We start from the raw sequence: 11,930 nt of genomic DNA on the forward strand, positions 1-11,930 counted from the left end.
CTGGTCTTGGCTCGCCGCCAAGATTCCAGTGTTGTGCGCTGCTCGTTCGTCATCTTCAGCGTTTTGGCTTTTTCCCACATGCTCCGGAGAATAACACCATGGAGCGTTATTGTCAATATATTGCTGGGACACTACACTAGCCTCGGGAGGTGACCGTTATCCGTTAGGGCGGTCAATTGCTCGCCCGAATGTGGCACCGCCTCGGCTGTGTGGGGGCGCATGCCGTGCCCCTACGAGTTCACCGCCGCCCGCGGTTCCCCCGCGCTTGACGCCGTCTGCGCGCACGCCATATACTGGGATCGGTGGACCGAACCTATGATCGCCATCATTGACCTGGGCACCGGCAACCTGCGCAGCGTCGAAAAGGCCCTGCACCAGTTGGGCTATCCCGCCCAGGTGACGACCCATACCCCGACCGTACTCAAGGCCGACGCCGTTATCCTGCCCGGGGTGGGCGCTTTCGCCAAGGCCATGGCCGCCCTGCAGCAGGAGGGCCTGGCGCAGGCAATAGAGATGACGGTCAACGCGGGCAAGCCCTTCATGGGCATTTGCCTGGGCCTGCAGCTTCTGTTCGAGGTCAGCGAGGAGTTCGGTGAGGTCAAGGGCCTGGGCCTCCTGCGGGGGCGGGTCAAGCGCCTGAGCGGGGCGGCCTTCGCCGCACCCGCACCGCAACCACAGTCGCCGGCGGCCGCCTGGGATCCGGTGCCGGCTAACTTTGGCAGAGCGCAGCCGAGCGAGCCTTCAACCCCGGCCGAGCCGCGGTTGAAAGTCCCCCACATCGGGTGGAACTCCATCCGCATCGTCAAGCTGCACCCGGCGCTGGCGGGCATCCCGCAGGATTCGATGTTCTACTTCGTCCACTCCTATGCCGTCGTGCCGGAGGCCGACGGCTACACCTGCGCGACCACCGATTACGGTATCGAGTTCACCTCGGCGGTGGGGTGGGGGAAGGTCTTTGCGTGCCAGTTCCATCCGGAGAAAAGTGGGCGCGCCGGCCTGCGCGTGCTCGACAACTTCGCGCGCATGGCCTACCCCCAGGGGCCGCTCGAGCCGCCGGGGGCGATCGCCCAAACCATCCGCTGAGCCCGGCGGGGAAAGGCGATCTCTTGTATGTCATACCTGCCATAGACCTGCGCGATGGGCGCTGCGTGCGCCTGTTCCAGGGGCGCTACGAGCTGGAGACGGTCTACGCCAACCAGCCGGTCGAGGTGGCGCGGCGCTGGGAGCAGGCAGGAGCGCGCCGCCTGCACGTGGTGGACCTGGACGGGGCGCGCGTGGGCGCCCCACAGCACCTGGAGGCCCTCGCCGCCATCTGCGCGGCGGTGTCGTGCCCGGTGCAGGTCGGCGGCGGCCTGCGCACCCTCGAGGCGGTGCGCCAGGCCCTCGATACCGGGGCCGACCGCGCCATCGTCGGCACCGCGCTGACGGAAAACGAGGACGCCGCGCGCGAGTTCTTCTCGCGCTTCGGTGAGGCGGTCGCGGCCGGGGTGGACGCTCGCGGGGGCATGGTCGCCATCGCCGGGTGGGAGGAGACGACCGCGATTGCCGCCGCTGATTTCGCCTGTCGACTGGTATCGCTGGGCGCGCGCCGCATCATCTACACCGACATCGCCCACGACGGCACGCTGGCGGGGCACAACGTCGCGGCGCTGGCGCAGATCGTGGCGGCGGTGAGCGCCCCCGTCATTGCCGCCGGGGGGATCGGCGCGCGCGAGCACCTGGCGGCGGTGGCCGCGGCGGGCGCCGAGGCCGCCATCGTCGGTCGCGCCATCTATACCGGCGACCTGCCGCCCGCGGTCGCGGCGGAGACTTACCCGCCGTAGATGGGCGCTCCACGGCCCGGCGGGCTGAAACAAGGAGGGAAGCTGCGCGGACGAAGGAGATTTCGCGGATGGTGCGGATGAATGGTGTGATGGAACCTTGCATCTGCGCGATCTGTGAGATGTGCGGTTGACCCCAGCCCATGCTCGCCAAACGCATCATACCTTGTTTGGACGTGACCGCCGGGCGCGTGGTCAAGGGCACGCGCTTCGTCAACCTGCGCGACGCCGGCGACCCGGTCGAGCTCGCCGCGCGCTATTCCGAGGAGAGCGCCGACGAGCTGGTGTTCCTCGACATCACCGCCTCCCACCAGCAGCGCGACATCATGGCCGACATCGCCGCCCGCGCCGCCGAGCAGGTCTTCATCCCCTACACGGTGGGCGGAGGGCTGCGGTCGCTGGAGGACCTGCGCGCCATCCTCAAAGCGGGGGCGGACAAGGTCGCCATCAACACTCGCGCGGTGCAGGTGCCCAACCTCATCTCCCAGGGGGCGCAGCGCTTCGGCTCGCAGTGCATCGTGGTGGCGATTGACGCCAAGCGCCGGCCCATCGTCCGCCGTCTCGACCGCCCCTACTCCAGCGCGCCGTCGTGGGAGGTCTATACCCACGGCGGGCGGCGACCGACCGGGCTGGACGCGGTGGAATGGGCGGTGCGCGCGGCCGAGCTCGGCGCCGGCGAAATCCTGCTCACCAGCATGGACGCCGACGGCACCAAGGAAGGCTATGACCTTGAGCTCACGCGCGCGGTCGCCGATGCCGTCCCCATCCCCGTCATCGCCTCCGGCGGCGCCGGTTCGCCCGAGCACATCCTGCAGGCGTTCACCGAGGGCCGCGCCGATGCCGCCCTCATCGCCAGCATCACCCATTTCGAGGAGCTCAGCATCAACGAGATCAAGCGGTACGTCGCCGAGCGCGGGGTGCCCGTGCGCTTCGAGCCGGAAATGGCGTGACGACGGCCGGTAACCGTCGGGCTCTATCTCTCATCCGGGAAACTGCAATGGACCTGCCCGAACTGAAATACGATGCGAACGGCCTGGTGGCGGCAATCGCCCAAGATGCCGCCACCGGCGAGGTGCTGATGCTGGCCCACATGAACGAGGAAGCCTTCCGTCTGACCGTCGAGACCGGATATGCGAGTTATTACAGCCGCTCGCGGCGGAAGCTGTGGGTCAAGGGCGAGACCTCCGGCAACCGCCAGCGGGTGCTGGCGGTCCACCTCGACTGCGACCTCGACGCGGTGCTGCTGAAGATCGAGCAGGTGGGCGCCGCCTGTCACACCGGCTTTCGCTCGTGCTTCTACCGGCGGCTGGCGGACGGGCGGCTCGAGGTCGTGGGGGAGAAGCTGTTCGCGCCGGAGCAGGGGGGATGAGCGAGGCGCCGGCGTGTCATTCTGAGCAGCCTGACCGTAGGGGCACAGCATGCTGTGCCCCTACCACCGCAGCAGGTTCTTCGCTTGCGGCTCAGACGGACCCTATCCCGGTCGCCCTCTCCATCTGCATCGTCAGCTGGAACACGCGCGACCATTTGCGCGCGTGCCTGCAATCTCTCGTCGAGCACGCCCCCGGCTGCCCGTACGAGATCATCGTCGTTGACAACGCCTCCGGCGACGGCAGCGCCGACATGGTGGCGGGCGACTTCCCAGGCGTGCGTCTCATCGCCAACGCCGCCAATGAGCAATACGCGCGCGCCAGCAACCAGGCTCTGCGCGCCAGCGCGGGCGACCTGCTGCTGCTGCTCAATCCCGACGTGCGGGTGGCGGCGGGGACGATTGACGCACTGGTCGAGTTCATGGACGCCAACCCCGCGGCCGGGGCATGCGCTCCCAGGCTCACCTACCCCGACGGGCGCTTGCAGTGCTCGGTCCGCAGCTTTCCGACACCGGGCGCGCTGCTGGCGGACTTCCTGTGCCTGGCGCGCCTCTTCCCGCGCAGCGAAACCTGCGGGCGCTACCGGCTGACCTTCTGGGACTACGATTCGGTGCGCGAGGTGGAGCAGCCGATGGCGTCGGCGTTCATGGTGCGGCGGCGGGCGCTGCTGCAGGTCGGTCTGTTCGACGAGCAGTTTCCGCTGTTCTTCAACGACGTGGACCTGTGCTACCGCTTGCGGCAGGCGGCGTGGCGCATCTACTTCGTCCCCAACGCCCGCGCCATCCACCACGTCGGCGCCGCCACCTCCCAGGCCCGCCGCCAAGCCCTGCGCCTGAGCCAGGAAGGATTGCTGCGGTTCTATCGCAAACACTACCGTGGCGCGTTGCCGTGGACAACCTATGGCGCCGCCATGCTCGGCATCCGCGCCGCCTTCGCCCTGCGCCGCGCGGGGGCCGCGCTGCGGCGGGAGTCGTAATGCGCAAGCCCACCATCGCCATAGACGGCCCCGCCGGCGCAGGCAAAACCACCGTCGCGCGCCTGGTGGCGCGGCGCCTGGGGCTGCTGTGCGTCGAGACCGGCGCGATGTACCGCGCCATCGCCTGGCAGGCGCGCAAGCTCGGCATCGCCGCCGATGACGCGCCCACCCTGGCCGCGATGACCGCCGACATGGATTTGCGCGTCGAGGCGGCCCCCGACGGCGGGACGAGGATCCTGCTGTCAGGCTGCGACATCACGGGAAACCTGCGCGCGCCGGAGCTGGAGCAGCTCGCGTCGCGCATCTCCACCCATGCCGAGGTGCGGCACACGCTGGTCGCGCAGCAGCGGCGCCTCGCCCAGGGCGGCGGGGTAGTGATGGAGGGGCGCGACATCCAGACGGTGGTGCTGCCCGACGCCAAGGTCAAGGTCTTCCTCACCGCGTCGCTGGCGGAGCGCGCGCGCCGGCGCATGATAGACCTGCAAGCCGCCGGCGAGCACGCCGACCTCGACGAAGTGCGGCGGCAAATCGAGGCCCGCGACCGCCGCGACGCGACCCGCGCCTCATCACCCCTGCGCCCCGCCCCCGATGCGGTCACCATTGATACCGACAACTTCGGCATCGAGGAAGTCGTCGCCCGCATGGTCGCATTGGTCGAGCAGCCGCCGGGGGGTGCCGCGGAGCGATAGCCGCCGATAGACGCGGAGACGGGCGGGAATGACGGGCCGCCCATGGGGAGCGAAGAGCGGGGCGGCTGCCTATGGACCCGGGTCGGGATCGTCATTCGCGGTCGGCGTGGCGACCCGCCACTGCACCATCAGCGCCAGCATGACCAGCATCGCCCCCATCAGCACGAAGGGCGCCCGCAGGCCCATCGAGGCCGCGAGCCACCCGCCGAGGAGAGGCCCCAGCGCCGCCCCCGATGCGGACGCCGCGGCGGTCATGCCGTAGATGCTGCCCAGGCTGCGGCGCGGCACCAGGCCGGCGACGAGGGAGTTCATGGTGGGGATCATGCCGCCGGCGGCGAGGCCGAAGACGACGCGCACGGCAAGCAACTGCCCGACGCTGTGGGCGACCGCCTGCGGGAAACACATGAGCCCGGCCGCCGCCGTGGCCGCGACCAGGATGCGGTGATGCCCGCGGCGATCGCCGGCTCGGCCGATGACCACTGCCGCGCCGGCGGCCGCGATGCCGGTGATGGCGAGGATCATGCCGGTGGCGGAGGCGGCGCCCGCGTCCGTGTGCAGCAGCCGCTCGACGAACAGCGGGAAGATGGGGGTGACGATGGTGGCGCTGAGGTTAAGGGCGCAATAGACCACCAGCAACGTGGTGACGCCCGGCAGGCGCAGCAGACTGCGGATCGAATGGGCGGCTTGCACCTCGTGCGCGGCCGGGCGCTGGAAGCGCTCGCGAGTGCCAAAGAGCACCAGCACGCCCGCGCACGCCAGCAGCCCCGCAGTCACCGCGAACGGCACGCGGTAGCCGAAACGATCCGCCACGCTCCCCCCTACCCACGGGCCCAGAGAGGAGCCGGCAAAGACCGCCATCTGCATCAGTCCCATGCTGTACCCCATGCGGTTGCGAGGCGTGACGCTCGACACCAGCGCGATTGACGCCGGCACCGTTCCCGTCACCGCCCCCTGCAGCAGGCGCAGCACGAGGAGGTGGTAAACGTTGCTCACCAGGCCCATCAACCCCATGATGACGGCGCCGCCGAACATCGCCCGCTGCACCATGAGCTTGCGCCCGTAACGATCCGCCACCATGCCCCACAGCGGCCCCGCCACCGTCATCGAGATCCCGCCCGCGGTCATCACCAGTCCCGACCAGATAGGGACCAGCCGCGGATCGGTGATGCCCAACTCGCGAATATAGAACGGGAAGAAGGGCATCACGAACGAGAAGCCGATGATGGAGATGATCTGCGCGACCCACGCCGCGTAGAGGGTGACGCGCCAGGAGGGATCGCCGTCCGGCTCGACGGTGGAGGCCGGACGGTCCGCGGTCGCGGGTGCAGCGGGAGTATCTGACTCGCGCGGTTGCTCTTCGTCCATGGTCACTGCCGGTTGCGCGCCCGGCCGGAATCCGAGACGGGCGCGGGGCGTACCGCCTCGCCGATCGCGCGCCGACGTGGGGCGGCGATGGGCGGTACGAGGACATCGGGGCCGGGCCGACCCGAGGCGCGGCACACCGCCACTGCGGTCACCTGCGGTCGGACGCGCCGGGGGCCTGGTGAATGTATTCCTCGGTCTCGTCGGGGTTTCCTGCCCGGCGGCGCCGGGTGCGCGCAAGCCGGGCGCAGGCCGCCGACCGCGGTGCAGCGCCGCGTGGGGCGCAAGCTAGATTCGCGCCACCAGCACGCGGTCCAGTCCCGCCAGGTCGCGCTCGATGCGCGCGGAGGCGAAGTGCTCCCGCGCCAGCGCCAGCACCGCCCCGCCCTGGGTCGCGCCGGTCTCCATCACCAGCGCGCCGCCGGGGAGGAGATGCGCCGGCGCCGCCTGGAGCAGCCGCCGGATGACCGCCAGGCCGTCGGCGCCGCCGTCGAGGGCCGCGCGCGGTTCGTGGTCGCGCACCTCCGGCATCAGCGCGGGGAAGTCGTCCGTAGCGATGTAGGGTGGGTTCGAGGCTACCACGTGCACCGGCTCCGATAGCGGAGCCAGCAGGTCGCCCTGCAGCAGGCGCACCCGTCCCTCCACCTGGTGGCGCCGCACATTGGCGGCGGCGACCGCGAGCGCGTCCGCGGAGGCGTCCACGGCATAGACCAACGCCCGGTCGAGGCAGCGCGCGAGCGCGACCGCGATGCAACCGCTGCCGGTGCCGAGGTCCGCGATCAGCGGTTGCTCCCACTCCCCGGCGACGGCCAGCACGCACTCCACCACGTGCTCCGTCTCCGGGCGCGGCACCAGGACGCGCGGGTCCACCTCCAGCTCGAGGCCGAAGAACTCGACGCGGCCGGTGATGTAGGCGAGGGGCTCACGTCGTTGGCGTTGCTGCACCGCCCGTTGCAGGCGGTTCTCCTCATCGTGGTCGAGGCGGCGCTCGGGATGGATGAGGATTGCCGCCTGCGAGACGCGACCGGCCCACGCCGCGAGCACCATGGCCTCGCGTGCCGGCTCGGCGACGCCGGCGCGGCGCAGGGCGGCGGCGGTGTTGCAGATCGCTTGCTGCACGAGCTCGGGCATAAGTCGGCTGCACCTCAGAGCAGGGTGACGCCACTGCACATTGTAGCGCCGAACCGCCGGGCGCGCCAGGGGCGTGCGCCGAGAGGAAGAGCACGCTGGAGGAGATGTGCGCCGCCGGTTTTCCAGCATGGCGGCGGTCAATCCTGCCGCGGCGGGCCAGCGGCAGGCTATGCCGTTCGGCCGTCGAACTGAGGAGCGGCGCGCAGCGGGCGGATGAAGGCGCCCCACGTTGGACGTGCATGGCCGGGGAGGTATGAGATGCAAGCGCGAGACATCATGACGGAGCAGGTGACGACCGTCTTCGAGGGGGCCACGGTCGCCGAGGCGGCGCGGCTGATGCACGGTTGCGGCCGCGGCGGCATGCCGGTGGTCAACGCCGAGGGCGAGGTGGTGGGGGTGGTGGACCGCTTGAGCCTGCTGCGGCTCATCCTGCCCAAGTACGCGGCGGACATCGGCGACCTCAGCTTCCTGCCCGAGGATTTCAAGCCCTTCGAGTCGCGGATCGAGGAGGTGGGTCACATGCTGGTGCGCGATGTCATGCGCCCGTGCGACGTCTGCCTCACCGCGGACACGTCGGTGGTGGAGTTGGCGGCGGTGATGGTCACCAAGGAGGTGACGGACGTGCCCATCGTGCGCGAGGAGCACGTGGTGGGGATGGTCAGCCTACAGGACATCGTGGACGAGATCGTGTGGCCCCACTTCAAGCGCCCGGAGGACGGTGAATGAGCGGCGACACCCAGGTCGTGCTCGCGGTCGCCATCTTCCTCGGCGCCTACGCGCTGATCGCCACCGAGCGCCTGCACCGCACCGTGGTGGCGCTCGCCGGCGCGGGGCTGGTGCTGGTGCTGCGGGTGGTGCCCCAGGACGCCGCCTTCGCCGCCGTGGACTGGAACACGGTATTCCTGCTGTTCGGCATGATGGTGATCGTCAACATTACCCGCCGCACTGGGCTCTTCCAGTGGCTGGCGATCAAGTCCGCCAAGCTCGCTCGCGCCGAGCCCATGCGCATGATCATCATGTTCTCGGTGGTGACCGCGGTCGGCTCCGCTTTCCTCGACAACGTGACCACGGTGCTGCTGATCGCGCCGGTGACCATCCTCATCGCTGAATCGCTGTCGGTGAGTCCGGTGCCCTTCCTCATCAGCGAGATTCTGGCCTCCAACATCGGCGGCACCGCCACCCTCATCGGCGACCCCCCCAACATCATGATCGGCAGCGCCGCCGGGCTCGGCTTCATGAGCTTCATCACTAACCTCGCCCCCGTCGCCATCATCATCTTCCTGGTCTATCTCGCCACCGTGCGCGCATTCTTCCGCCGCAGCGTCGTCATCAGCGAGGAGGTGCGTGCGCGCATCTACGAGTTCGACGAGACCAAAGCCATCACCGACTGGCCGCTGCTGCGCCGCTGCCTGGCGGTCCTCGGCCTGACCCTGGTCGGGTTCTTTCTGCACGAGAGCCTGCACCTGCTGCCGGCGACCATCGCCATCGCCGGCGCGGCGCTGCTGTTAGTGGTGAGCCGGGCGGAGCTGGAGCAGGTGCTGCACGAGGTCGAATGGCCAACCCTGCTGTTCTTTGTCGGTCTGTTCATCCTGGTCGGCGCACTCATCGAAACCGGCGTCATCGCCGCCATCGCCGGCCGCCTGCTCGCCCTCGCCCAGCACAGCATTCCCCTCAGCGCCATCGTGCTGCTGTGGGTATCGGCCGTGCTGTCGGCGGTGGTGGACAACATCCCCTTCGTCGCCACCGTCAACCCCATGCTATTGGAGGTGGCGCGGGCGCTCTCGCCCGGGGCAGATGTCCACGCCGCCGCCCACAGCCCGGCGATGATGCCGCTGTGGTGGTCGCTGGCGTTGGGCGCCTGCCTCGGCGGCAACGGCACCCTGGTGGGGGCGTCCGCCAACGTTGTCGTCGCCGGCATCGCCGAGCGCAACGGCTATCCCATCAAGTTCATGGAGTTCGTCAAGTACGGCGTGCCCGTGGTGATCGAGTCGCTCCTGATCTCGAGCGCCTACGTCTATCTGCGCTACCTGTTGTAGGCACGATGTGGCGGCGCCGGCGAAAGGACAAGCGAGAGCAGGCGGAGGAGCCTCGTTCTCACCACGCCCATCAGCGAGTGGCCGGCGGCGACCGCCGCCCGGCCGCCGCCGCCCCCGCTGGCCGCGCATCCGCGACGCCGACGAGGTGAGGCGTCAACGAAACATTCGTCCCCGCCCCGACGTCTATTCCGATGAAGCGCGTTTCGCCCTGCTCGCGTCACGCCCAATGGTAGTTGGTGGAGGCAGCGTCATGCGAGACAAGTCGAAATCCGCTCTCGGGTCAGCTTTGGCGGCGCACCTGACGGCTGCCGTGCCCGTGGGCTTGGTGGCGGGGATCATCGTCGGGTTGAGCGAGGCCGCCGCGGCGGCAGGCGCCGGTCTGCCACCGCTCGAGGGCGTTTCTTTCTGGCTTGCGTGGAGCGCCACGGTTGGCGTGTACGCGATCCTGGGCGCAGTAGTCTTCGCGCTGGCGGGCCTCGGGGTATCGCTGGTGACCGTGCTTTTCCACCGTCCGGCCCCCTCGAGCGTCAGCGTCTCGTACTGGCCATCGGCGGCGGTCGTCGTCCCCGCGGCCCTCATCGCTTGCCGGCCGGACCTGAGCGATCCGAACGTGCGAATGAACATGCTGTCCCTCGGTGGCGCCTACGCGTCCCTGCTGGTATTCAGCGCGTACGTGGCTCTAAGCACGGGGGGTGGCCGCGTTGTGCTTAGCGGCAGTGCCCTGGTCGCCCTGGTCGCAGGGGGCGTTGGGGGGGGGGCGGTGTGGGCGCGACGGAGCGCGGGCGGACTGACCGGAAACGAACAGCTTGGCGCCATCGCCATCGGCGGGCTGGTCGGCCTGACCCTCTACGCTCTATGGGCGAGATGGCTGAGATCTCGCCGTCCAGTGCTGGGCCGACGAGTTTTTCGCTGGCTGGTTGCGGCGGCGGTGACGGTGACCGGCGTCGGACTGCCCCTGGCGGGTGCGCACGCCATGCTCCCCTCGCCGCGGCGTGCGCCGCGGCGAGGCACGCCCAACGTGCTGCTGGTGACGGTGGACGCCCTGCGCGCGGACCGGCTCGGCGTCTACGGCAACGAGCGGCGACTGACGCCGCACCTCGATAGCTTCGCCCGGGATGCCCTTACGTTCGAGCAGGCCTTCGCCTCCGCACCGTGGACCGCTTCCTCCCTGGGAACGATGCTCACCTCCCGGTTACCGTCGGAGCTGGGGCTGGCGCCGCGCAGCTACGAATCCTATGTGGTTGGCTTCGTGGGCGGGCTGCTGACCCCGCAGCCGACACTGGCCGAGCTCATGCGTGCGGAAGGCTACGTCACCGCGGCGGAGGTGGTGAATCCTACGATCAGGAGCAATCGCCGGTTCGGACGCGGTTTTGACCGGTTTCGCAACCCCGACGATCCCGCCAGGAATGGCGGCGGCCCCCTGCCGCGATTCGGCATCTATCAGGGCTGGTTTACGCAGACGGCGCTCGGCCGCCTGGTGGCCGGCACGGTGCGCGAGGAGCCCGGCTACTACCAGGCCCCCGGGCTCGACTTCGACGACGCGGAGCGGCTGGTGCGGGATGGCTGGCTCTGGCTGAAGCATCCGCGCCGGCGGCCCTTCTTCATGTGGATGCATCTCATGGACCCCCACCTGCCCTACGATCCGCCGCAGAAGTCGGCGACGACCCTGGCGGCCTTTCCTCGGCCGTCGCTGAAGATGACGCCTGAGCTTGCCTACCTGCTCGTACACCGCGAGGTGATCCCCGATGACCAGGGCAAGCGCTATCTCGAGGCGCTCTACAATGATGAGGTGCGTTACGCGGACCGTTGGCTCGGCTGGCTGCTGGACCAGTTACGCCGCGCGGGACTCTATGACGATATGCTCATCATCATCAGCGCGGACCACGGCGAGGAATTCTGGGACCACGGCGGCTTCGAGCACGGTCACAGCGTCTTCGATGAGGTGCTGCACGTGCCTCTGCTGGTCAAGCTCCCGCGCAATGAATCCGCGGGACGGCGTGTGCCGGCGCAAGTGGGGTTGATTGACCTGCTCCCGACCGTGTTGGCAGTCTCCGGCTTGCCCCGTCCGACCGGCGTCCGCGGCCGGTCGCTGATAGCGCTCGCGCGCGCCGGCGAGGCGGCGCCCGATGACCGCGAACTGTTCGTCGAACACCTGCTCTACGGCGCTGAACAGAAGGCTCTGCGCACAGCCCGGCACAAGGTCATCCTGCATCCACGGACCGGCGAAGTCGAAGCTTATGACCTGCGAACGGACCCGGGTGAACACCACAACCTGGCGGGCGGTCCGCGCGCGCCCTTCGCGCTGCGGGGCCGCTTGCTGGCGCTGACGCGCGCGAGTGAGCAGCGGACGGCAGCGTGGCTGCGCGCAGGCGTGACCGCCGCCCCTCTCGACGAGCGTACAACGGAACGCCTGCGGAGCCTCGGTTACGTCGCCCCCTGATGCTTGCGGCGCGATCAGTTGCATCTCCAGCGTGGTCTGCGCTGCGGGTTATCGCCCGACGTCGCTGGCTCCGCGGCTCGGCAGGAACGAGCGGCCAGCGCGCGAAACC

11 protein-coding genes are annotated in these 11,930 nt (G+C 69.5%); 9 read left to right on the forward strand and 2 right to left on the reverse strand.

Annotated features, from left to right (window positions below; translation table 11 throughout):
• The first annotated feature begins 219 nt into the window (after positions 1 to 219).
• The 6 genes from hisH (at position 220) to cmk (ending at position 4,852) form a co-directional block, all read left to right on the forward strand.
• Positions 220 to 1,083: an imidazole glycerol phosphate synthase subunit HisH gene (gene hisH / locus VM221_06070; GenBank protein HUT74382.1), complete on the forward strand. Its 864-nt coding sequence runs from the start codon at positions 220 to 222 to the stop codon at positions 1,081 to 1,083.
• Between the two features lie 23 nt (positions 1,084 to 1,106).
• On the forward strand, positions 1,107 to 1,823 hold the full coding sequence (hisA, locus tag VM221_06075) for a 1-(5-phosphoribosyl)-5-[(5-phosphoribosylamino)methylideneamino]imidazole-4-carboxamide isomerase (GenBank protein HUT74383.1): 717 nt from the start codon (positions 1,107 to 1,109) through the stop codon (positions 1,821 to 1,823).
• Between the two features lie 140 nt (positions 1,824 to 1,963).
• Entirely contained in the window at positions 1,964 to 2,770 is an 807-nt protein-coding gene (gene hisF, locus VM221_06080) for an imidazole glycerol phosphate synthase subunit HisF (protein HUT74384.1), read from the forward strand.
• 47 nt (positions 2,771 to 2,817) lie between these two features.
• Positions 2,818 to 3,189 carry a phosphoribosyl-AMP cyclohydrolase gene (gene hisI / locus VM221_06085; protein ID HUT74385.1) on the forward strand — a complete coding sequence of 124 codons (372 nt, stop codon included), beginning with the start codon at positions 2,818 to 2,820 and terminating at the stop codon, positions 3,187 to 3,189.
• Positions 3,186 to 4,163, forward strand: coding sequence for a glycosyltransferase family 2 protein (locus VM221_06090; protein HUT74386.1), 978 nt, complete (start codon positions 3,186 to 3,188; stop codon positions 4,161 to 4,163). Before hisI ends, VM221_06090 begins: the two co-directional genes overlap by 4 nt.
• A complete protein-coding gene (gene cmk / locus VM221_06095) occupies positions 4,163 to 4,852 on the forward strand; it encodes a (d)CMP kinase (protein HUT74387.1) in 690 nt (229 codons plus the stop codon). The genes VM221_06090 and cmk overlap by 1 nt, the downstream gene beginning before the upstream one ends.
• 69 nt (positions 4,853 to 4,921) lie before the next feature.
• Here cmk and VM221_06100 read toward each other — a convergent pair whose 3' ends face one another.
• Complete coding sequence (locus VM221_06100) at positions 4,922 to 6,217, reverse strand: MFS transporter (GenBank protein HUT74388.1); 1,296 nt, start codon at positions 6,215 to 6,217, stop codon at positions 4,922 to 4,924.
• 285 nt (positions 6,218 to 6,502) lie between these two features.
• A complete protein-coding gene (gene prmC / locus VM221_06105; GenBank protein ID HUT74389.1) occupies positions 6,503 to 7,345 on the reverse strand; it encodes a peptide chain release factor N(5)-glutamine methyltransferase in 843 nt (280 codons plus the stop codon).
• Between the two features lie 258 nt (positions 7,346 to 7,603).
• On the opposite strand from prmC, the gene VM221_06110 reads away from it, so the two are divergent.
• The 3 genes from VM221_06110 (at position 7,604) to VM221_06120 (ending at position 11,821) form a co-directional block, all read left to right on the forward strand.
• Complete coding sequence (locus VM221_06110; GenBank protein ID HUT74390.1) at positions 7,604 to 8,071, forward strand: CBS domain-containing protein; 468 nt, start codon at positions 7,604 to 7,606, stop codon at positions 8,069 to 8,071.
• Positions 8,068 to 9,381, forward strand: a complete 1,314-nt coding sequence (locus VM221_06115; protein ID HUT74391.1) for an ArsB/NhaD family transporter — start codon at positions 8,068 to 8,070, stop codon at positions 9,379 to 9,381. The genes VM221_06110 and VM221_06115 overlap by 4 nt, the downstream gene beginning before the upstream one ends.
• A 250-nt stretch (positions 9,382 to 9,631) precedes the next feature.
• On the forward strand, positions 9,632 to 11,821 hold the full coding sequence (locus VM221_06120; GenBank protein ID HUT74392.1) for a sulfatase: 2,190 nt from the start codon (positions 9,632 to 9,634) through the stop codon (positions 11,819 to 11,821).
• The last annotated feature ends 109 nt before the right edge of the window (positions 11,822 to 11,930 follow it).

The sequence above is a fragment of the Armatimonadota bacterium genome, assembly GCA_035527535.1.
Taxonomy (GTDB): domain Bacteria; phylum Armatimonadota; class Hebobacteria.

Excerpts from the sequence above, each read along its gene's own strand:
- hisH (HUT74382.1), top strand. The coding sequence starts at position 220 with ATGCCGTGCCCCTACGAGTTCACCGCCGCCCGCGGTTCCCCCGCGCTT.
- hisF (HUT74384.1), top strand. The coding sequence starts at position 1,964 with ATGCTCGCCAAACGCATCATACCTTGTTTGGACGTGACCGCCGGGCGC.
- hisI (HUT74385.1), top strand. The coding sequence starts at position 2,818 with ATGGACCTGCCCGAACTGAAATACGATGCGAACGGCCTGGTGGCGGCA.
- VM221_06090 (HUT74386.1), top strand. The coding sequence starts at position 3,186 with ATGAGCGAGGCGCCGGCGTGTCATTCTGAGCAGCCTGACCGTAGGGGC.
- cmk (HUT74387.1), top strand. The coding sequence starts at position 4,163 with ATGCGCAAGCCCACCATCGCCATAGACGGCCCCGCCGGCGCAGGCAAA.
- VM221_06100 (HUT74388.1), bottom strand. The coding sequence starts at position 6,217 with ATGGACGAAGAGCAACCGCGCGAGTCAGATACTCCCGCTGCACCCGCG.
- prmC (HUT74389.1), bottom strand. The coding sequence starts at position 7,345 with ATGCCCGAGCTCGTGCAGCAAGCGATCTGCAACACCGCCGCCGCCCTG.
- VM221_06110 (HUT74390.1), top strand. The coding sequence starts at position 7,604 with ATGCAAGCGCGAGACATCATGACGGAGCAGGTGACGACCGTCTTCGAG.
- VM221_06115 (HUT74391.1), top strand. The coding sequence starts at position 8,068 with ATGAGCGGCGACACCCAGGTCGTGCTCGCGGTCGCCATCTTCCTCGGC.
- VM221_06120 (HUT74392.1), top strand. The coding sequence starts at position 9,632 with ATGCGAGACAAGTCGAAATCCGCTCTCGGGTCAGCTTTGGCGGCGCAC.